We start from the raw sequence: 20,269 nt of genomic DNA, 5'->3' as shown, positions 1-20,269 counted from the left end.
GATCACGAACTCTCGTATAGTGACCGCGAGTTCACGACCTGTGCCATGTCTCCCAGCCGCACGAGGACCAGACCGGACCGATGACCGCGCCCACGCACCCCGGCGACCGACCCTCCCTCCGTACGTTCGTCTCCGCTCTCGCCGTGACCGGTGTGCTGTCGGCGCTCGCGGTCTGCGCGGCCGTGGCGGTGGCCCCGGGCTCGGTGCGCACCCCGCTCGCCGGGGGCGGGGCCGTGGCGGCGGTCGTCCTCAGCGCGGCGGTGGCCACGGCCGCGCACGCGCGGCGCTCCGCGCGGGACGCCCGGCAGCGGCTGGAGGGCGTCACCCAGGACATCGGACGGCTGCTCCAGCAGCAGGCCCGCACGACCGAGGAGGCCCGCCAGGAGCAGCAGCGCCTCATCGACGAACTCGCCCGGCAGCGCGCCGAGCTGACGGAGTCCTTCGGCGCCGAGCGGGACCGCCTGGTCGCGGAGGGCACCCGGGAGCTGGACCGCGTCCGGCAGGAGAACGCCCGGTTGGCGGGCGAGCTGGAGCAGGCCCGGCGGGAGCGGTCGGCCGCGATCTCCGCGACCTCCAACGCCGCCGGCCGGATGCAGGCCCTGGCCACGGCCACGCTCGCCGACCTGCGCGCGATGGAGGAGCGGCACACCGACGAGGACGTGCTGACCGATCTGCTCCACCTCGACCACCGCACCGCCCAGGCCGGCCGGCTCGCGGACTCCATCGCCGTGCTCACCGGGGCGCGTTCGGGGCGCCGGTGGGCGCGGCCGATCGGGATGGAGTCCATCCTGCGCGGTGCGATGGGCCGGATCGCCGGGTACCGGCGGGTGCGGGTGCACTCGACGAGCGAGGTCGCCGTCGCGGGGCACGCCGCCGAGGGCGTGATGCACGCGCTCGCCGAACTCCTCGACAACGCCGCGAACTTCTCGCCGCCCACGGCCGAGGTCCACGTGTACGTGGAGGAGGTGCCGGCCGGGGTCATCGTCTCGGTGGAGGACAGCGGGCTGGTGATGGGCGACGTGCAGCTGCGCCGCGCCGAGCGCGCGGTCGCCGGGGACGTCTCCGAGCTGGGCGGTCTGACCGGTACCCGGCTCGGGCTCGCCGTGGTCGGGCGGCTCGCCCGCAAGCACGGGCTCAAGGTGTCGTTCCGGCCCTCCGCGCGCGGCGGCACGGGCGTGCTGCTGCTCGTCCCGCAGTCCATCCTGACCGGTCCGGCCCCGGCCGGGCCGGCCGCCGCGGCCCCGCCCGCGCGGGGCGCGACGCCCGTGCGCGGCACAACGTCCGCGCCGGCCGCCGTGGAGGCCGCCCCGGCCCACGAGTCCGCCGCGTCGCCGGAACCGGGCCCGGCCGGGCTGCCCAAGCGGCGCCGGGGCCGTACGCTCGCCGAGGCCGAGCGTGCCCGGTCCGCGTACGGCACCGAGCCGCGTACCGCGCCGACCGCCGACGAGGGCAAGGCCCGCGCGGCCCGCTTCAGCAGCTTCCGCCAGGCCGTCCGCCCGTCGGTGCCCACGGGCTCGCGGCCCGGCGCCACGGCCGGCCCACCGGAGAGCGAGGCCCCGGCCGGCTCCTTCGACCCGCCCGGTTCCGTCGACGCGGCGGGCACGTCCGGCCCGGTCGGCACCTCCGGCGCGTCCCACGCGCCGGTGCCGGACGACCGCGCCGCCGTGCCCCCGGTATCCGCCGCGCCCGGCGACCGCGCCGCCGGGTCTCCGCCGGCCGACGCGCCGGCCGGCCGCTCCCCGTACGGCGCCGGCGAGCACGGCTCCCCCGAGTCATCCCACCCGCACCCGCACGCGCACCCGGAAGGCGACACCACTTCATGACCGGCCCGACCACCGCCGACGACAAGCTCACCTGGCTCCTGGAGGGCCTGCTGGAGAGGACCCCGGGCGCCCGGCACGCCCTCGTGCTGTCCCGGGACGGGCTGAAGCTGTGCCGGACACCGGAGCTGAGCGTCGACCAGGCCGACCAGCTCGCCGCGATCGCCGCCGGCATCCAGTCGCTGTCGCACGGCGCGTCCGTGGAGTTCGGCGACGGCAGCGGCGGGGTGCGCTCGGCGATGACCGAGTTCTACGGCGGTGTGCTGTTCATCGTGGAGGCGGGCGCCGGCGCCCATCTGGCCGTGATCACCACCGAGGACGCGGACGCCGGGGTCGTCGGGCACAACATGAGCGAGCTGGTGGAGCAGCTCGGCGCGTACCTGACCGCTCTGCCCCGTACGTCATGAGCGGACCCGGCAGGAACCGCCCGGGCCGCGACGACGCTCCCGACCGGCTGTACACCATCACCCAGGGCCGCAGCCGGTCCGACGCCGACAACCCCTTCGACCTGGTCACCCTCGTGGTCGCCGAGTCGGAGCCGACGGCCGGCATGCAGTCGGAGCACGTGGCGATCCTGAAGCTGGCCCAGTCCCCCACCTCGGTGGTGGAGATCGCCGCCGAGCTGCGGCTGCCCGTGGGCATCACCAAGGTCCTGCTGGCCGATCTGCTGGCGGCGGGCCGGGTCAGCGCCCGGCATCCGCGCCGCCCGGCCATCACCGATCCCGACATCCTGGAGCAGGTGCTCGTTGGACTTCGCAACCTCTGACATGGGGGTCCCCCCGCTCGAGCGGAGCCGAGAGCGGGGGAGCACCCCGTTGGGTGCCTCCGCCGACCAAGGCTTCAAGATCGTGGTCGTGGGCGGCTTCGGCGTCGGCAAGACCACGCTGGTCCGTTCGGTCAGCGAGATCCGTCCCCTCAACACCGAGGAGACGATGACCCAGGCCGGCGCGGCGATCGACGACATCGCCCAGGTCCGCGGCAAGTCCGCGACCACCGTGGCCTTCGACTTCGGCCGGATCACCCTGGACGCGCGCAATGTGCTGTACCTGTTCGGCGCGCCGGGCCAGGAGCGGTTCTGGTTCCTGTGGGACCGGTTGTTCACCGGCACGCTCGGCGCGGTCGTGCTGGTCGACACCCGGCGGATCGACGACTCCTGGTACGCCATCGACCGGCTGGAGCACCACGGCACGCCGTTCATCGTGGCCTGCAACGACTTCGGCGGCCCGGTGCGTGCCGGGGCGGACGTCCGCGAGGCCCTCGACCTCGATCCGCAGGTGCCGCTGGTCGACTGCGACGCCCGCTCCCGGGAGTCGGGCAAACAGGTGCTGATCACGCTGGTGCAGCACGTGAAGAACCGGTACGCCGACCCGTCCGCGCGGGCGGGCCTGCCCCGACAGGAGTTCGTGTGACCACCCCCGACGCCGTCCCGCTCAGCGGTCCCCGGTTCCAGACCGAACCCGCCCGCCTGTACCGGGAGATGCGGCGCGACCACGGCGCCGTGGTGCCGGTGCTGCTCGACGGTGACATCCCCGCCTGGCTGGTGCTCGGCTACCGCGAGCTGCATCAGGTCACCGGCGATCCCGTGCTGTTCAGCCGGGACTCGGACCTGTGGAACCAGTGGGAGAACATCCCCGCGGACTGGCCGCTGCTGCCGATGATCGGACGCAAGCAGCCGTCGATCCTCTACACCGTCGGCGAACGGCACCGGCAGCGCGCGGCGATGGTGAGCAACGCGCTGGAGGCGGTCGACGCGTTCGAACTGCGCGGGCACGCCGAGCGGTTCGCGGACGAGCTGATCGACGCGCTGTGCTCCGCGGGCGAGGCCGATCTGATCGCGCAGTACGCGATGCTGCTGCCGGTGCGGGTCCTGGCCCGGCTGTACGGCTTCCCGGACGAGGACGGCCCCGGGCTCGTCACCGCCCTGAACGACATGATCGACGGCCGGGAGCGGGCGCTGGCCGGGCAGGCGCATCTCGCCGGTTCCATGGCCCGGCTGGTCGCGGACCGGAGGAAGGAGCCCGCGGACGACGTGGTCTCCCGGATGCTCGCCGACGACAGCGGGTTCAGTGACGAGGAGATCGTGCAGGACCTGATGGTCATGCTGGCGGCCGGGCACCAGCCCACCGCCGACTGGATCGGCAACTCGCTGCGGCTGATGCTGACCGACGACCGGTTCGCCGCCTCCCTGTTCGGCGGGCGCAACAGCGTCGCCGAGGCGATGAACGAGGTGCTGTGGGAGGACACGCCCACGCAGAACGTGGCGGGCCGCTGGGCCGCCCGCGACACCCGCCTCGGCGGCCGGGCCGTCCGGGCCGGCGACCTGCTGCTGCTGGGTCTGCAGGGCGCCAACTCCGATCCTCAGGTGCGCACCGACGCCTCGGTGCTGACCGGCGGCAACAACGCCCACTTCTCCTTCGGCCACGGCGAGCACCGCTGCCCCTTCCCCGCGCAGGAGGTCGCCGAGGTGATCGCGCGGACCGGCATCGAGGTGGTGCTGGACCGGCTGCCGGACATCGACCTGGCGGTGCCCGCCGACTCCCTCGCCCGCCGGCCCTCGCCCTGGCTGAGAGGACTGACCAGACTCCCCGTCCGGTTCACCCCCCTGCCGGCCCGCTGATCCCGCGTCGCCCCGGCCGGAGCGTCGTACGGCCGGAGGTCCGGGTTCCTCCCCGGACCGGCGCCGTACCCGCGCACTTCCGACCCCTGACCTGGGAGGCACGTCACGATGACGACCGGCACCGCAGCATCCCGCATCGCCCTGGACCCCTTCGTCACCGACCTGGACGCCGAGAGCGCGGCGCTGCGCGCGGCCGGCCCGCTCGCCGCGGTCGAGCTGCCGGGCGGCGTCCCGGTGTGGGCCGTCACCCACCACGCCGAGGCCAGGGCGCTGCTGACCGATCCGCGCCTGGTGAAGGACATCCATGTGTGGGGGGCCTGGCAGCGCGGCGAGATACCCTCCGACTGGCCCCTGATCGGCCTGGCCAACCCGGGCCGTTCCATGCTCACGGCGGACGGCGCCGACCACCGCCGGCTGCGCACCCTGGTCGCGCAGGCGCTCACCCCGCGCCGGGTGGAGCGGATGCGGGAGCGGATCGAGAAGCTCACCCAGGATCTGCTGGACGCGCTGCCCGCGGACGGCGGGACCGTCGACCTGAAGTCGGCCTTCGCCTATCCGCTGCCCATGTACGTCATCGCCGACCTGATGGGCATCGAGGAGGCGCGGCTGCCCCGGCTGAAGGTGCTGTTCGAGAAGTTCTTCTCCACGCAGACCCCGCCACAGGAGGTCGTGGCGACCCTCACCGAGCTGGCGGGAATCATGGCCGAGACGGTGGCGGCGAAGCGGGCCGAGCCCGGCGACGATCTGACCAGCGCGCTGATCCTCGCGGCGGAGGACGGCGACCGGCTCACGGACGAGGAGATCGTCTCCACGCTCCAGCTGATGGTGGCGGCGGGCCACGAGACGACGATCTCGCTGATCGTCAACGCCGTCGTCAACCTCTCCACCCACCCCGAGCAGCGCGCCCTGGTGCTGTCCGGGCAGGCCGACTGGCCGGCGGTGATCGAGGAGACGCTGCGCTACTCCACGCCCACCTCGCACGTCCTGATCCGGTTCGCCACCGAGGACGTGCCGGTCGGCGACAAGGTGATCCCGGCCGGGGACGCGCTGATCGTGTCGTACGGCGCGATCGGCCGCGACGAGCACGCGCACGGCCCGACCGCCGGCCGGTTCGACATCACCCGCGAGACGCGCAACCGGCACATCTCCTTCGGTCACGGCCCGCACGTGTGTCCCGGCGCCGCACTGTCCCGGCTGGAGGCGGGGGTCGCCCTGCCGGCGCTGTACGCCCGTTTCCCCGGACTGGACCTGGCGGTACCGGCGAGCGAACTGCGCAACAAGCCGGTGGTCACCCAGAACGACCTCTTCGAACTGCCTGTACGACTCAACCCCTAACGCACCGGCGCAGCGCCCTCGGCGCACGGCAGTGGTGCCGTGCACCGAGGGCGTCAACTTCGCGCTCGTCGATTCAGCCTGGGAAAGGGTGAGCGGCACGGGAGCGGGCGGGAGTTTTCGGCCGCGGCTGAGCTGGCGATCGGTGCCGGGCATACGTGGGGGGCTGGAGTGACTCGGTTCCGTCGGCGACGGAAGACCGGGTGAAAGGGGCATCGGCGCAACGGAGTTGAAACCCGCCTTAGCAGGTTGGCGAGAGCCGTGCGGCCGTCTCTTCCCGAGGTCACGCGAATGCGCTGCCCTGACTGGCGTACGGGCGTCGCCACCGGCGCATTCGGGGCCGGTCGGGGGCGCACTCCGGCAACGCCGACGCAAGGGGAAGACCCATGACCACACCTCCCGCCCCTCCGCTCCGGGTCGCGCTCGTCAACGGCGGCTTCGAACAGCCTCCGGTCGCCGACATGGCGATCCTGCCGGACGCCTCGCAGACGCAGGCGCCCACACGGGTCCCGGGCTGGCGCACCACCGCGTCCGACCACATGATCGAGCTGTGGCGGTCGGGCTTCAACGGCGTGCCCTCGGCCGAGGGCTCCCAGTTCGCCGAGCTGAACGCCAACGAGGTCTCCACGCTCTACCAGGACCTGCCGACCACGCCCGGGTCCACGCTGTACTGGCGGCTCTACCACCGCGGCCGGCTGGGGCAGGACACCATGGCCCTGGACATCGGCGCGCCGGGCTCGCCGGTGGAACAGCGGCGCTTCACCGACGGCACCACCGCCTGGGGTTTCTACACCGGCACCTACACCGTCCCGGCGGGACAGACGACGACGCGCTTCTCCTTCCGGTCCGTCTCCGCGGCCGGCGGCAACCGCAGCGTCGGCAACTTCCTCGACGGCATCTTCTTCGGCACCGCTCCCTTCGTGGAGCTGACCAAGTCCGCCATCCCCGTCGGGCCGCTGGAGGTGGGCGATGTGATCACCTACCGCCTGACCGCGAAGAACGAGGGCGGGGGCGCGGCGGAGAACCTCGTGCTGACCGACGACATCCCCGAGGGCACGACGTACGTTCCCGGATCCCTGCGCATCGTCGACGGCCCCAACGCGGGGGCGAAGACCGACGCGCAGGGCGACGACGAGGCGTACTTCGACGAGGACACCAACACGGTCGTCTTCCACCTGGGCAACGGCGCGTCCGCCGGGCAGGGCGGCAGCCTGCCCAGCACCGAGACCGTACCGGCGGGCACCACGGTGGAGTACCGGGTGGTCATCGACCGGTCCGCCGGCGGCACGCGGCTGAGCAACACCGCCACCGCCACCTACGAGAACCGGCTCGGCGGCACCCCGCAGCCGCTGACCGCCACGTCGAACGAGCAGGTCACCGAGGTCCTTCCCGCCGCCGACCTGGCCGTCACGAAGTCGGCCGACGCGACGACGGTGACCGTCGGCCAGACGGTGACGTACCGCATCACCGTCCGCAACACCGGCCCGAACGAGGCCACCGGCGTCGTCGTCACCGACGACCTGCCGTACGGCCTCGCCTTCCTGTCCGCCGACAGCGCCTCCGGCACGTACGACCCGGCCACCGGCGAATGGGCGGTCGGCGACGTGCCCGACGGCGGCACGGCGGCCCTCGTCCTGCGGGCCAAGGCCACGGTGGCCGGTCCGCTCACCAACGCCGCCTCGGTGACCGGCAACGAGACGGAACCGGACACCTCCGACAACACCGACTCCGTCACCCTCTGCGTCGAGCCTGCCCCGTCCTGCTGCGACCCGTGCGCGGCGCGCGCCTAGCGACCGCCGCCGTCCGAACCACCCCGCGAAGGCCCCGGGACCGTGTCCGCACGGCACCGGGGCCTTCGCGGTCACTCCCCTCCGCAGGCCCTGGCGTCGGTGCCGTGCGGCTCGCTCCGCGGCGGGGTGCGCGGGGCGATCACCGCGTGCCGCGGAACGGCATGGAACGAGAGGGCACTCACTCAATGTGCCCACGGGAGGCGTTCGTTCAGGAAGACGTGCGCGGCCGAGGATCCCGGATGCCCTTCAGGTGACGCGCCGCCGCACGGATGGCCTCGGTGTACGGCGTGTCCGCGGCACGCGTCCGCGGGTCGAGGTCCTCGAAGGGCACCAAGGCGTCGTGCGCGCTGTCGATCGTCTGCATCCAGGCGGACCACGCGTCGTGGACGTCCTCGTCGCGGACCTGCTCCCCCTTGGCTCTCAGCAGCACGGCGTAGAGCCGGAACAGGTCGTCGCAGTCCTCGGGAGGTGTGGCGTCCGGGGGCAGGCAGGACCGGATCAGTCCGGCGAGCGGATCAAGGTAGGTCACAGGGACAGTGTGCCTGCCAGCAGGGCCAGATGCGCCAGTGCGAACACCAGCGGGACGATGCGCTCGGAGGTGCCCAGCTCGGCGTACCGCTTCAGCCGCCCGGCGGCCGGATCGCCCTTCAGGACGTCCCACTCGTCGGTGAAGATCCTGACCGGCAGGCGCCCTTCGAGGTGGTTGATGACCGTGAACTTGGCCGCGTTGAGGTGCCGGTAGCTGCGGAGCTGCATCCACCAGGCCGAGGACAGGGTGACGCCGCCCATGGCCATGACCAGGGACACCCACCACGGTGACTCCGCGAGCTCGGGCATCCCGAACCCGACCAGGCTGACCAGTGCGGTCTGCACGGAGAGGAAGAAGGCGTTGGCCGTCCCCCGGCGCGCGGACACCCGGTCGGCCATCTCCACCGCGAGCTTGTACAGCTCGAGCACGTCCCGCTCTTCACCCCGCTCTTCACCCCGCTCGGCGGACACCGCCGCCGGTTCCGCCCCGCGGACCCCTCGCGGACGAGGGTCCAGGCCGGCGAGCCCGCCGAGTCCGCTCTCTCCGGCACGATCGGCTTCCATCAGGCTCCCGCGAACTGGCGACGGTCCACTGCGCGCATCGTAGGCCCGGGGCGGGTACGCCGTCAGCCGTTCCCCGCACACCCACGGTCTCCCCGCCGATGGCCGACCCCCGACGCTCCGCCGGCCACGGGGGCCGGCCCGTCGGCGACGGCGCCCCCTGCACATACACAAGCCTTCCGGTCCTCGGGCACACGGCGGGGCGGGTGGTACAGCAGCAGCTTGCTACCTGCGAGTTTCACGCTTGGCGGCGCGGGCCATCAGAGCGTGTACGGCACGCTGTGGGTCCTGGCCGCCGTGGATGATGTCGGCCACGGTCTGCGTGATGGGCATCTCGACGCCGTGCCGTTCGGCCAGGGCTTGGACGGCCTTGCACGAGGCGACGCCCTCTGCGGTCTGGATGGTGACGGCACGTGCCTGTTCGACGGTCAGCCCCCGGCCCAGGTGGGCGCCGAAAGAGTGGTTCCGGGACAGCGCGGATGAACAGGTGGCGATGAGGTCGCCCATACCGGCCAGTCCGGCGAGGGTGAGCGGGTCCGCGCCCATGGCGGTACCGAGTCGCGTGGCTTCGGCGAGTCCGCGGGTGATCAGGGCGGCCTTGGTGTTGTCGCCGAGCCCCATGCCGACGGTGACGCCGACGGCCAGGGCGATGACGTTTTTGATGGCGCCGCCGAGTTCACAGCCGATGACGTCGGTGTTGGTGTACGGCCGGAAGTACGCCGTGTGGCAGGCCGTCTGGACACACGCTGCGGTGTCCTCGTCGGCGCAGGCAACGACGCTCGCGGCCGGTTTGCGGGCAACGATCTCGGCGGCGAGGTTGGGCCCGGACACCACAGCGATCCGGTCGGGGCCCGCGCCGGCCGTCTCCGCGATGACCTCGCTCATCAGCCTTCCGGTGCCCAGTTCCACGCCCTTCATCAACGACACGAACACGGTGTGGGGATGCCACTGCCCCGCCCAGCGGCGGAGGAGGGCTCGGGCGCTCTGGGCGGATACGGCGAGGATGGCGAGGTCGGCGCCGCGAGCCGCCTCTGCCGGGTCGGTCGTCGCCCGGACGTTCTCCGGCAGCTCGGCCTGGGGCAGGTAATCGGGGTTGGTGCGGGTGGCGTTGATGGCGTCCACCAGCTCCGCCCGGCGCGCCCACAGCCTGACCTCGCACCCGGCATCGGCGAGGACAAGGGAGAACGCGGTCCCCCAGGACCCGGCTCCGTAGACGGCGACACGACGAGCCATGCGATGCATCTCCTGTTCAGTTCTGAGGTCGCCTCAATGTAACGACCAGCGCCTGGCGCTGATGGAGCTTTGGCCCTCGCGTGTGGGCCTCGGTCAGCATGCTCTCGGCCTGAGCGTCGCCGAGCCGCGCACGCAGCTCCGCCTCGTGCTGCCCCCACAGCGCGTAGAGACGCTGCCACTGCAGGCCCTCAAGCTCCGTCGGCAGCAGCGGGGCGGGGCAGGCGACACACTCGGGCTTCTTGTCGATGGCCTTTGCGGTCCGCTCGTGCAGAAGACGGCGGCCGTGGCCGACATAGCAGGTCTGACGCTGCCGGCACGCCGTGCAGACGGTGAAGTGCGTGTGCCAGTCCGCCCAGGTGATGTACCAAGAGAGCCGGGCCGAGTAGCACTGCCGGCAGGCCACGCGGGGAAGAGCAGCGGAAGGGGCCAGTTCCACGGCGGTGGCGTCCGCCGGGCTGTTGCACCAGACACACGCCTCGCCGGCCACGGCCGTCGTGGGCAGGCGCCGGGGGACCTCGTACCAGGAGACGCACTCGTGCATGTCGTAGAGCACCTCTGGAATCTGCACGGTCATCGTGGCAGCTCCAGGACCAGCGTTCGGAGAGCGTCCATGACCGGGCAGGGCTTCAGGTCGTAGACGCACTCTCGGCACGGACCGGGGTGGTCGAAGTACGCACAAACCGCGGCCCGCAGGATGCACTGGTGGCAGCCGCGGAGGAACAGCGTGAAGCCGCCCTGGGCCGGGCGCTCCCCGAGGTCCACAGAGGTGGCGATGGACAGTTGCTCGTCGCACCAAGTGCATTCGGCTCCGCGTGCCTTGGCGTCGGAAAGGCCGTCCAGGGGCGGCAGGGGGAGCAGCGGGCGGAGATCGGCGGGGATGCGGGACAGGGTCCTGGTCGGCGAAGTGGTCATGCCGGACCCCCATCGGTAGCAACCTTCAGGTCGGCCCACACGTGCTTTTCCCAGGGCAATCGGGTGCAGCCCCAGCCCTTGGTAACTGCGTCCACCGCCGTCAGCCCGCGCCCGGTGGTATCGAGCGGCCCGGCGGTTCGCATGTCGGGCCAGAGGTCCGGCGACTTGTCGATGACGATGAGTCGCACGGCGTCCGGCGTCATCCGGCGCACGACGATGCGGACGCTCGGGGTCTCGGTGTGGATGACGGCGTTGGTCACCAGCTCGGTGACGACGATCGCGGCATCGTCCAGCACGCCGAGCAGGCCCCAGTCCTTGAGGACGTCGACCACGAAGTGCCGCGCTTCCGGCACGGCACACGTACTGCCGGGGCAGTACGCGGACCTGCGGCGGCTGCCTGCCCTCCACGGCCATCACCGCCATTGCCGGATCTGTGCTGCCTCGGCGGGCAGGCGCTCGTCCCTGGGCTCCGCGGTGACCGCGCCGCGGTCCTGGATGATCATGCCGTGACGGTCCACGGTGTAGACGGGCATCGTCATCCCGCTTCCCCGCCCGCTGGGCTGGGGCCGGACGGTACCGTTCGTCATGTCGACGCTCCTCAGTGGCGTTGGCCGCGCCCGGGGCCGTGTCAGCGGTCGCCGGGCTTCGTGTTCCGGCAGCCGGGCACAGCACGGCCGCTTTCGCGGCGCACCTGCGCGGCACAAAGAAGAGACTGGACCGGTGGACCGATCCAGTCAAGTCACCGGGAGGAGCTACTACCCCATCGGGTACCTGTCGGTCTCCTCGTAGACGTGCGACGGCGTGACGCCTTCCTCACAGACCAGCGGGCGATGTTCCTGGTCATAGGCCGTGTGCAGCACTACGGCCACAGCCGCTGGCTGCTTCACCTCAAGGAGGTGGGCTTCCTCGTTGCTGGCCAGCCGGACCGTAGTGGTGTCGACGCCTTCGGCGGGTGAACGGCCGGTTTCCCGGCGTACGTAGTGTGTGGTGCCCTCGGCGATGGGCCCGGGCAATGCCAGACGGGGCGCCGCGTCGGCGATGTCAGGCGGGAACCAGGCGGTGACCACAGTTCCGGGCGAGCCGTCGTCGAGCAGCACCAGCCTCATGCGCCGCAGCGCCGCTTCACCTGGCGCCAAGCCGAGGGCGTCAGCGACGTGCGGCGGTGGCACAAGCCGATCCGGCATGCCCAGCCGACGGTACGGAGCGCCGCCTGCGACGCGACTCGAACCCGCGCGACGGCCGCCGGCTGGTCGCGCGACCGGCGTCTCCACGACCGTGAAACCGGCGCCCTGCCGCGCCACGACCAGACCGTCGGCCCGCAGTACCTCATACGCCTTGACCACGGTCGCCCTGGATACCTGCCACTGTTCGGCCAGGTCACGGCCAGAAGGCAGCAACTCACCCGGACCGAACTCACCGGCCGCGATCCGGGTCCGGAGGTCGTCGGCGATCTGCTCGTACTTCAGCAACGGCATGGGCGTCTTTCCGATCACTGGACTGGTCCACCTTTCGAGAACCAGAATGCCCTCATGACACTTCCTGAGCTAGCGCCGGAAATCGTGAGGTTCTACACCGAGACCATTGATGAGGCGGACCGACTGACCGCGACAGCGGACGGCAGGCTGGAGATGGTGCGCACCCAGGAACTGCTACGCCGCCACCTTCCCTCGCCACCGGCCCGGATCCTCGACGTCGGCGGCGGCCCGGGCGCCCACGCACGCTGGCTCGTCGAGGACGGCTACTCGCTGCACCTCGTCGACCCGATCCAGCGCCACATCGAGCAGGCCAAGAGCACAGGTGCCACGGTCGAGCTGGGCGACGCCCGCCAGCTCACCGCCGACGATGCGTCGTACGACGTCGTCCTGCTCCTCGGCCCCCTGTACCACCTCATCGATGGCGAGGAACGACGTCAGGCGCTCGCCGAGGCGCGCCGAGTAGTCAAGCCGGGTGGCCTGCTCGCAGCAGCCGGCATCAACCGGTACGCCAGCCTCTTCGAGCACGCCGCCTTCGCGCACCTCCACAAGGAGGCGATCCGAGCGAGCATCGGCAGCATCCTGGACGCCCAGATCCACGACGGGAAGAAGGCGTTCACCGCCGCGTACTTCCACAGCGGGGAGCAGCTGCGCGGCGAAGTGGCCTCGGCCGGATTCGACGACGTCGAGGTCTACGGGATCGAGGGACCGGCCTGGTCGATGCTGGCGGCGGCCGAACGGAACACTGGTGACGACTTCCGCGACACGCCCCTGTTCGAGTCCGCTCTCACGGCCGCGCGCATGGCGGAGCCCTATCCGGAGCTGCTGGCCGCAAGCTCCCACCTGCTGGCAGTCGGCCGCCGCCCGGCATGACGAAGCGCCCCCGCCTCCCGAAGGCGGTGGGGGCTGCGCAGAGTTCAGGCGTACTGACGGCGGCGCGGGTCGAGGCCGAGCGCCTGCGGCGTATCTGGTGAGTCGCTGTCGCCGGGCTGTGGTGCGGCGTCCTTCCGGCAGACCAGAGCATCTGACTCGTCCGGGGATGACGGGAGGGCGTTTCCCCGGCGAGCTCCCGCAGTCCCACCCCTGGAGCCCGCGTTCGGAAGGGTGGCGCCGCTACCCCGGGGACGGGGGACTTGGGGAGGCGGGACGAGATCTACAGGCGGCGTTGCCGCCATTTGGCGGTCTTGCCCTGGGTACGCTACCGCGCCCACCCCGGGGCGGGCCCCTCGCCACCCGCATGCCGGAGCCCGCCTTGACTTCGAGTGCGCTTCAGCTCGTAGCGTCGCCGGAGAGACGACAACCCGGTGTGCGAAAGGAACCTCATGGACAAGCGCAGTCTGGGAGATCTTCGGGTTTCGGCCCTCGGGCTCGGGTGTATGGGAATGTCCGCCTTCTACGGCTCCGCCGACCGGGCGGAGGGTATCGCGACCATCCGGCGGGCCCTGGATCTCGGTATCGACTTCCTCGACACCGCGCAGATGTACGGCCCGCTCACCAACGAGTCGCTGGTCGGCGAGGCGGTCAAGGGGCACCGGGACGAGTATGTGATCGCCACGAAGTTCAATTACCGGATGGACGGCGCGGTGCCCGGCGATCTGAGCACGATCGGGCCGCAGGACGGCTCGGCCGAGCATGTCCGCAGCTCGGTGGACGGCTCGCTGCAGCGCCTGGGCACCGACCACATCGACCTGTACTACCAGCACCGCGTCGACCCGAACGTGCCCATCGAGGAGACGGTCGGCGCGCTCGGGGAGCTGGTCGCCGCCGGCAAGGTGCGCCACATCGGGCTGAGCGAGGCGAGCGCGGAGACCATCCGGCGCGCCCACGCCGTGCACCCGGTCACCGCCGTGCAGAGCGAGTACTCGCTCTGGTCGCGGGACGTGGAGGCCGAGGTGCTGCCCGCGTGCCGGGAACTGGGCATCGGTTTCGTGCCGTACTCGCCGCTCGGCCGGGGCTTCCTCGCGGGCCGCTTCTCCTCGCCGGACGAGCTGGACCGGGACGACTACCGCCGTACGAATCCGCGCTTCACGGACGCCAACCTGTCGGCGAACCTCCGGCTCGCGGAGAAGGTCAAGGAGATCGCCGCCGAGAAGGACGTGACCCCGGCCCAGCTGGCCATCGCCTGGGTGCTGGCCCGGGGCGAGGACCTGGTGCCGATCCCGGGCACCAAGCGCCGTGGCTACCTGGAGCAGAACGCCGCCGCGGTCGGCATCGAGCTGACCGGGGAGGACCTGGCCCGCATCGACGCCGAGCTGCCCGAGGTGGCGGGCGAGCGGTACGACGAGGCGGGGATGCGCGCCATCAACCTGTAGGCGGTCGGCCTGCGAGGAGACGGCGGCCGGGCAGGGCGGGGCCCGGTCGCCCGGACGGTGCGCGCCGGACGTACGCGCCGTCGCCCGCCCCTGACCGCCGCCGTCCTCAGCGGGTGCCCTGGCCAGCGCGCGGGCGGTGAGACGTGGGGCCTGTGAGGAACTCCACCCCGGTGCCGACGGGGCTGCTCGGAGGGGGTTTCGCCGGCTCCGCGGGCCCGGGCCGCGGGCGTCGTGGTGACGACTCGGCCGTCCCGTCTGCCACCATGGTCGGCGCCCTGACCAGGCGGCCCGGCCGTGCGACGCAGCCGGCCCGACGGGCCCCGCCGGTCTCTCTTTCACCCTTGGTTGTCGAGTACCCCGCCGTGCCCTCTGCCTCCGCCGTGTCCACGCCCGCCCACGCCCCTGCCTCGCGTTCGCCGTGGCGGTCCCTGCGCCACCGGAGCATGCGCTGGTGGTCGGCGGCCAATTTCGTCTCCAACGCCGGTACGTGGATGCAGCTCACCGTGCAGAACCTGCTCGTGCTGCACATCACGGGCTCGGCCGCGGCGACCGGTCTGTCGATGTCCGTCCAGGCGGCGCCCGCGCTGCTGGTGAGCCTGCTCGGCGGCGCGGTGGTGGACCGCTGGCCCCGGAGGCTGACGGTCGCCGTCAGCCAGGCGCTGCTCGGCGCGGTCGCCTTCACCACCGCGCTGCTCGTGGCGCTGGACCGGATCGACATGACGGCGCTGCTGGTGCTGGCCGCCGTGACCGGCGTCATCGCCACCGTCGACGGGCCGGCCTGCGCGCTGCTCGGCAACGATCTCGTGCCCGTGCCGGACGTGCCGTCGGCGATCGGGGTGGGCGCGCTGGTGCACAGCGCGGGCCGGCTGGCCGGCACCGCCCTGGCCGGGGTGGCCGTCGGCTTCCTCGGCACGGCCTCGGCGTACGCCGCCAACGGGCTGTCGTTCCTGTGCGTGGCCTCGGTGGTGCCGTTCCTGCGGCCGGCGCCCGGGGCCGCCGGGGAAGCGGGGGCCGGGCCGCGGGCGGTACCGGCGGACGCCGCGATGAACGTGCGGGAGGGGCTGGCCTTCTTCGTGCGCAGGCCCCGGCTGGTCGCCCTCGCCGGCATCACCGGGCTCAGCTCCGTCTTCGGCCGCAACTACGGTCTGACCCTCGCCGTCCTCGTCACCGGGCCGCTCGCGGGCGGTGCCGGGGCGTTCGGCACGGTCTCCACCGTGCTGGCCGTGGGCGGCATCGTCGGCGCGGTCCTCGGCGCCCGGCTGCGCAGGCCGTCCGTGCGCACCGTGGGCCTGCTCGCGGCGGCGGGCGCCCTGCTCCAGGTGGTGGCCGGTCTGTCGCCGTCGCTGGCGGTGCTGCTGGTGCTGGTGCTGCCGATGGCGGTCGTGGAGTCCGTCTCCGACACCGCCGGTACGGCCGTGCTCCAGACCGACCCGCCGCCGCATCTGCGCGGCCGGGTGCTCGGGGTGTGGAGCAGCGTCGGCACGGTGTGGAGCCTCGGCGGTCCGCCGCTGCTGGGCCTGCTCATGGAGTGGGCCGGGGCGCGCGGCGCCCTGGTGGCGGGCGGGCTGCTGATCGCCGGGTCGATCGGCGCGGGGCTGCTGGTGCGCCGCCGCGGCGGCCCGGTACCGGTGCCGGTGGCCGCCCGGGACGGCGACCTGACCGGCCGCGAGGCCCTGGGCACGGCCGCCTGACAGGTCCCGCCGGGGGGCACGACGCCGTGCGCCGCCTGACGGGTCCTGCCGGGGTCACTCCGCCGTGCCGGGAAGCGCCCGGCCACAAGGCCGCCGCCGGGCCGCCGCCCGGGAGCGGGCCGCCGCATCGGGCACGTGCTCGGGATCAGGCCGCCGTACCGGGCAGGTGGTACACGTGGAAGGCCTGTCCGATCACCGGCTGGGCGACATTGCGCACGCGGATGCCGCCGGTGGTCATGCCGTGCTCGGTGCCCGCGTGGGCATGGCCGTGCACGGCGAGGTCGGCGCCCGCGGTGTCGATCGCCTCGGCGAGCAGATAGCTGCCGAGGAACGGGTAGATCTCCGGCGGCTCCCCGGCCAGGGTGTCCGGCACCGGCGAGAAGTGGGTCAGCGCGATGCGTACGTCGCAGTCCTGCTCCTCCAGCTCCTTCAGGGCGCTGTGCAGGCCGTCGGCGCACCGGCGGGTGTAGCGGACGAACTCCTTCATCAGCGGTTCGCCGAACTCACCGGCGCAGCGGCCGACGAAGCCGCCGCCGAAGCCCTTGGTCCCGGCGACCCCGATCCGGGCGCCGTCGGCGGTGACGACGGCGGCCTCTCCTTCGAGGACGTGGGCGCCGGCGTCCCGGAGGATCGCGGTGACCTCCTCGGGCCGTTCGTCGTGGTGGTCGTGGTTGCCGAGTACGGCGACGACGGGCACCCCGAGGTCCTTGATCTCGCGGGCGACGACCGCCGCCTCCTCCGGTGTGCCGTGCCGGGTGAGGTCGCCGGCGAGCAGCAGCACGTCGGCGCACCCGGGCAGGGTCTCGAAGGAGGAGCGCAGCGTGCCCTGGCTCTCGGGGCCCATGTGTATGTCCCCGACGGCCGCGACGCGGATCATGTCAGGTCCTCTCCGTGGTCGGGCGAGGCCGTCCCGGCGATGAGCAGGTCGCTGTGGACCGGGTGCCCCGCCAGTTCCTCGCGGGCCATGCGCAGGATGTCGTCGCGGCACTGGGTGGACGGCACGGTGCCGGTGAGCAGGACGACGTCGCCGCGCAGTTCGAGTCGTACGCCGAGTTCGCCGAGCTGCCCGGAGGCGAGGTGTTCGGCGAGGTGGGCGACGCGGTAGTCGAGGTTCCCGGCCGCCGGCGGGGGCGGCGGGCTCGTGTCGGTCATGGCTGCCCCTCCTGGGCGTCGATCACGTTCAGCCGTTCGAGGAGGAAGAGGAAGGCGGCGGGCATGGGCTCGGCGCCGCAGGCCGTGCGGACCGCGTCCCAGTCGACCTTCTCGCGGACGGCGCGGGCCACCGGCAGGACCGAGCCGAAGTCGCAGTAGTGCTCGGAGAAGGCACTGATCAGGCTCTGGATCAGGTCGGTCGGGCTGAGCACGGGCATGAGCACCGAGTCGACCGGCAGGACGTGGGCCCGGTCGAGCATCTCCCGGGTGACGGGCTGGTGGGCCAGGAAGAAGATGATGTCGACGTTCTGCCCGTGGCAGGTGGTCTTGATCAGCCAGTCCTCCGGCGGGACCCGTACCTCGAGTCCGGCCTCCCGCAGGGTGGCGGCCACCGCGTCGGCGTCGTCGGGCAGGATGGCGAAGTCGGCGTCGTGCTGGAGGTAGCGGCTGCCGCCGTGGGCGTAGACGGCCACGCTTCCGGCGAGCGCGAAGGGGTGTCCCGCGCGCTTGAGGAGGGCGCCGATCTGCTTGGCGGCCTCCAGGATCGCCTGGCTGCGGTCCTGCGGCAGCTCCGCCGACTCCGGGCCGGACGGGGCCGGCGGCTCGATCGTCTCCGGGCCGGAGGCGGGATCGGCCTCCGCGGCCCCGGAAACGGAAGCCGACCGCGGCGCGGGCGGTTCGGGGGCGGACCCGGGTCGCGGCTTCGTCGGATCGGCGACGGAAGCGGGCCCCGGCGCGGCCGGATCCGAGGCGGAGGCGGGTCGCGGCTCGGCCGGCCCGGAAGCGTACGCGGAGCGCGACGCGATCGGGTCGGAGGCGTACGTCGGCCGTGGCCCGGCCGGATCGGAGGCGTACGCGGGCCGCGGCTCGGCCGGGCCCGGAGCGGACGCGGGTCGTGGCCCGGTGGGTGTGGGCGCGCGGCCCGGATCGTCGGGGGCGAGGCGGAGTTCGGTGAGCTCCGGTCGCCGCGGGTACGCGGTGTCCTCCCCGTCGTGCGTCATGACCTCTCCATTCGGCACCCTCGCACCCGGACCGCCTGATCGGCCCGGGGGTCGTACGGGTACCCGGGGCGCCGCCCGCGACACGGCGCCCGGGCAGGGTTCACTCCTCCACGACGAGCGCCGGGGTGCCGGCGGTGAGGACCTCCCCGCGGAAGAAGGCCGGATCACGGCGCCGCATCACCAGCATGATCACCGCGCCGAGGAGCAGCAGGCCGACCCCGATGACGAAGACGGAGCCGATGCCGAGGACGGCGGAGCCGCTGCCGTAGGCCGGGTCCCACATGTCGTAGAGCGTCTTGCCGAACACGGCGGTGAGCAGCAGCCCGCCGAGGACCGGGAAGACGCCCTTGAAGAGGGTGTCGCGGGTGGAGCGGGTGAGTTCGCGGCGGAAGAACCAGGCGCAGGCGAACGCGGTGAGCGCGTAGTAGAAGCAGATCATCAGGCCGAGGGCGTAGATGGTGTCGACCAGGACGTGCTCGCTGAGCAGCGACATCACCGCGTAGAAGACGCCGGTGGCGACGCCGGCGGTGACGGTGGCCCGGCCGGGGGTGCGGAACCGCTCGTGGACGCGGGCGTAGGAGGCGGGCAGGGCCTGGTACGTCGACATGGCGAGGACCGTGCGGGCGACCGGGATGAAGGTGGTCTGGAGGCTGGCGGCGGCCGAGGCGAGGACGGCGGCGAAGAGCAGGATGCCGCAGAGGTGGCCCATGACGGGGCCGGCCAGGGCGGCGAAGACGTTGTCGGAGGTCTCCGGGTTGGCGAGGCCCAGGCCGTGGGTGCCGGAGCCGACGGCCATCTGGGCGGCGACACCGGTGACGAGGTAGGAGCCGACCAGGACGACCATGGCGATCAGGGCGGCCCGGCCCGGGGTCTTCTCGCTGCCGACGGTCTCCTCGTTGGCGGTCAGGCAGGTGTCCCAGCCCCAGTACATGAAGATCGACAGGGACAGTCCGGCGCTGAAGGAGGCGAAGGAGTCCACCGCGAAGGGGTTGAGCCAGGACCAGGAGAAGGCGGCGTGCCCGGGGAAGGCGCCGGTGCGGGCCTTGTGCAGGGCGAGGACGACGAAGAGGGCGAGCACCACGAGCTGGAGTCCCACCAGCGCGTACTGCACGCCCTTCGTCGTGGTCATGCCCCGGTAGCTGATCGCGGTGGCGGCGGCGATCAGGGCCAGACAGGTGGCGATGTGCACGGCCTTGTTCCCGTCGAGGCCGAAGACCGCGTCGCTGCCGGTGACCTCCCCGGCGAGCAGCCAGAAGTAGGTGGTGGCGACACCGGCGAGGTTGGACAGCACGATCACGGTGGCGATGACCAGGCCCCAGCCGCACATCCAGCCGACGTGCGGGCCGAACGCCTTGACCGTCCAGGTGAAGGAGGTGCCGCAGTCGGGCACGGCCTTGTTCAGCTCCCGGTAGGCGAAGGCGACCAGCAGCATCGGCAGGAACCCGGCGAGGAAGACGGCCGGCATCCGCAGACCGACCTCGCCCGCGGTGGAGCCGAGCGTGGAGGTGAGGCAGTAGACCGGGGCCACGGTGGACAGGCCGATGACCGCGCTGCCCAGCAGGCCGATGGAATTGCCGCCGAGGCCCTTGCCCCGTACTCCGTCGCCAGGTGCCGTGTCAGGGGCGTCCGGCGTCATTGCCGTCTGTGTCATGACACAGGACGCTAAATGCTGCGATTTCGGTTGAGGGTGGAGCAGAACACCCACAGAGACCCTTTGTTTCGCAGGCCGAATCGACAAACCAACCGGTATTTGAACGGAGAATGACGCTATCCGATCCGCTTGATGAAGGCAACGTGATCACCGTCCGGTATTCGGGAATCGAAGAGCCACCCGGAATGTCCGATTCC

The 20,269-nt window shown here is 72.4% G+C and carries 22 protein-coding genes; 10 read left to right on the top strand and 12 right to left on the bottom strand.

What is annotated here, in order from left to right; genetic code table 11:
• Positions 1-80: 80 nt before the first annotated feature.
• From ACZ4W9_RS19335 to ACZ4W9_RS19305, 7 genes are all read left to right on the top strand, one after another.
• Entirely contained in the window at positions 81-1,823 is a 1,743-nt protein-coding gene (locus tag ACZ4W9_RS19335) for an ATP-binding protein (protein WP_467937218.1), read from the top strand.
• Positions 1,820-2,227: a roadblock/LC7 domain-containing protein gene (locus tag ACZ4W9_RS19330; protein WP_318199853.1), complete on the top strand. Its 408-nt coding sequence runs from the start codon at positions 1,820-1,822 to the stop codon at positions 2,225-2,227. Before ACZ4W9_RS19335 ends, ACZ4W9_RS19330 begins: the two co-directional genes overlap by 4 nt.
• Entirely contained in the window at positions 2,224-2,586 is a 363-nt protein-coding gene (locus tag ACZ4W9_RS19325) for a DUF742 domain-containing protein (RefSeq protein WP_467937215.1), read from the top strand. The genes ACZ4W9_RS19330 and ACZ4W9_RS19325 overlap by 4 nt, the downstream gene beginning before the upstream one ends.
• Positions 2,567-3,229, top strand: coding sequence for a GTP-binding protein (locus tag ACZ4W9_RS19320; RefSeq protein ID WP_467937212.1), 663 nt, complete (start codon positions 2,567-2,569; stop codon positions 3,227-3,229). Before ACZ4W9_RS19325 ends, ACZ4W9_RS19320 begins: the two co-directional genes overlap by 20 nt.
• Positions 3,226-4,437, top strand: coding sequence for a cytochrome P450 (locus tag ACZ4W9_RS19315; protein ID WP_467937210.1), 1,212 nt, complete (start codon positions 3,226-3,228; stop codon positions 4,435-4,437). Before ACZ4W9_RS19320 ends, ACZ4W9_RS19315 begins: the two co-directional genes overlap by 4 nt.
• A gap of 108 nt (positions 4,438-4,545) precedes the next feature.
• Positions 4,546-5,772 (top strand): cytochrome P450 family protein, encoded by a 1,227-nt coding sequence (locus ACZ4W9_RS19310; RefSeq protein ID WP_467937208.1) that lies wholly within the window; start codon positions 4,546-4,548, stop codon positions 5,770-5,772.
• Positions 5,773-6,155: 383 nt separating this feature from the next.
• Complete coding sequence (locus ACZ4W9_RS19305; RefSeq protein ID WP_467937206.1) at positions 6,156-7,559, top strand: DUF7507 domain-containing protein; 1,404 nt, start codon at positions 6,156-6,158, stop codon at positions 7,557-7,559.
• 208 nt (positions 7,560-7,767) lie between these two features.
• Here the strand turns inward: ACZ4W9_RS19305 and ACZ4W9_RS19300 are convergent, their stop codons facing one another.
• From ACZ4W9_RS19300 to ACZ4W9_RS19265, 8 genes are all read right to left on the bottom strand, one after another.
• Complete coding sequence (locus ACZ4W9_RS19300) at positions 7,768-8,088, bottom strand: DUF7701 domain-containing protein (protein ID WP_467937204.1); 321 nt, start codon at positions 8,086-8,088, stop codon at positions 7,768-7,770.
• Entirely contained in the window at positions 8,085-8,651 is a 567-nt protein-coding gene (locus tag ACZ4W9_RS19295) for a RipA family octameric membrane protein (protein ID WP_467937202.1), read from the bottom strand. The genes ACZ4W9_RS19300 and ACZ4W9_RS19295 overlap by 4 nt, the downstream gene beginning before the upstream one ends.
• A 222-nt stretch (positions 8,652-8,873) precedes the next feature.
• On the bottom strand, positions 8,874-9,881 hold the full coding sequence (locus tag ACZ4W9_RS19290) for an NAD(P)H-dependent glycerol-3-phosphate dehydrogenase (protein WP_467937200.1): 1,008 nt from the start codon (positions 9,879-9,881) through the stop codon (positions 8,874-8,876).
• Positions 9,882-9,897: 16 nt separating this feature from the next.
• Positions 9,898-10,455 carry a hypothetical protein gene (locus ACZ4W9_RS19285; protein WP_467937198.1) on the bottom strand — a complete coding sequence of 186 codons (558 nt, stop codon included), beginning with the start codon at positions 10,453-10,455 and terminating at the stop codon, positions 9,898-9,900.
• Positions 10,452-10,793, bottom strand: a complete 342-nt coding sequence (locus ACZ4W9_RS19280; RefSeq protein WP_467937196.1) for a hypothetical protein — start codon at positions 10,791-10,793, stop codon at positions 10,452-10,454. The genes ACZ4W9_RS19285 and ACZ4W9_RS19280 overlap by 4 nt, the downstream gene beginning before the upstream one ends.
• A complete protein-coding gene (locus tag ACZ4W9_RS19275; protein WP_467937194.1) occupies positions 10,790-11,146 on the bottom strand; it encodes an ATP-binding protein in 357 nt (118 codons plus the stop codon). The genes ACZ4W9_RS19280 and ACZ4W9_RS19275 overlap by 4 nt, the downstream gene beginning before the upstream one ends.
• A gap of 60 nt (positions 11,147-11,206) precedes the next feature.
• Positions 11,207-11,380, bottom strand: a complete 174-nt coding sequence (locus tag ACZ4W9_RS19270) for a hypothetical protein (protein ID WP_467937192.1) — start codon at positions 11,378-11,380, stop codon at positions 11,207-11,209.
• A gap of 168 nt (positions 11,381-11,548) precedes the next feature.
• Entirely contained in the window at positions 11,549-12,268 is a 720-nt protein-coding gene (locus tag ACZ4W9_RS19265) for a GntR family transcriptional regulator (protein WP_467937293.1), read from the bottom strand.
• A 54-nt stretch (positions 12,269-12,322) separates the two neighbouring features.
• Here ACZ4W9_RS19265 and ACZ4W9_RS19260 point away from each other — a divergent pair, with 54 nt between their 5' ends.
• From ACZ4W9_RS19260 to ACZ4W9_RS19250, 3 genes are all read left to right on the top strand, one after another.
• The gene (locus ACZ4W9_RS19260; protein WP_467937190.1) at positions 12,323-13,138 is read left to right on the top strand and encodes a class I SAM-dependent methyltransferase; all 816 of its coding nucleotides are present in this window, start codon (positions 12,323-12,325) and stop codon (positions 13,136-13,138) included.
• Positions 13,139-13,587: 449 nt separating this feature from the next.
• Positions 13,588-14,577 carry an aldo/keto reductase gene (locus tag ACZ4W9_RS19255; protein ID WP_467937188.1) on the top strand — a complete coding sequence of 330 codons (990 nt, stop codon included), beginning with the start codon at positions 13,588-13,590 and terminating at the stop codon, positions 14,575-14,577.
• 443 nt (positions 14,578-15,020) lie between these two features.
• Positions 15,021-16,268, top strand: a complete 1,248-nt coding sequence (locus ACZ4W9_RS19250; RefSeq protein ID WP_467937291.1) for an MFS transporter — start codon at positions 15,021-15,023, stop codon at positions 16,266-16,268.
• A 145-nt stretch (positions 16,269-16,413) separates the two neighbouring features.
• Here the strand turns inward: ACZ4W9_RS19250 and ACZ4W9_RS19245 are convergent, their stop codons facing one another.
• The 4 genes from ACZ4W9_RS19245 to ACZ4W9_RS19230 all read right to left on the bottom strand — a co-directional run bounded on the left by ACZ4W9_RS19245 (position 16,414) and on the right by ACZ4W9_RS19230 (position 20,072).
• A complete protein-coding gene (locus ACZ4W9_RS19245) occupies positions 16,414-17,145 on the bottom strand; it encodes a metallophosphoesterase family protein (RefSeq protein WP_467937186.1) in 732 nt (243 codons plus the stop codon).
• Complete coding sequence (locus ACZ4W9_RS19240) at positions 17,142-17,420, bottom strand: BON domain-containing protein (protein ID WP_467937184.1); 279 nt, start codon at positions 17,418-17,420, stop codon at positions 17,142-17,144. The genes ACZ4W9_RS19245 and ACZ4W9_RS19240 overlap by 4 nt, the downstream gene beginning before the upstream one ends.
• Complete coding sequence (locus ACZ4W9_RS19235; protein WP_467937289.1) at positions 17,417-18,028, bottom strand: nucleotidyltransferase family protein; 612 nt, start codon at positions 18,026-18,028, stop codon at positions 17,417-17,419. The genes ACZ4W9_RS19240 and ACZ4W9_RS19235 overlap by 4 nt, the downstream gene beginning before the upstream one ends.
• A gap of 493 nt (positions 18,029-18,521) precedes the next feature.
• Positions 18,522-20,072, bottom strand: a complete 1,551-nt coding sequence (locus tag ACZ4W9_RS19230; RefSeq protein WP_467937182.1) for an APC family permease — start codon at positions 20,070-20,072, stop codon at positions 18,522-18,524.
• Between the last annotated feature and the right edge of the window lie 197 nt (positions 20,073-20,269).

The sequence above is a fragment of the Streptomyces sp. NPDC029296 genome, assembly GCF_055569255.1.
The sequence above is the reverse complement of the archived record's forward strand: the minus strand, read 5'-3'. Positions and strand labels throughout refer to the sequence as shown.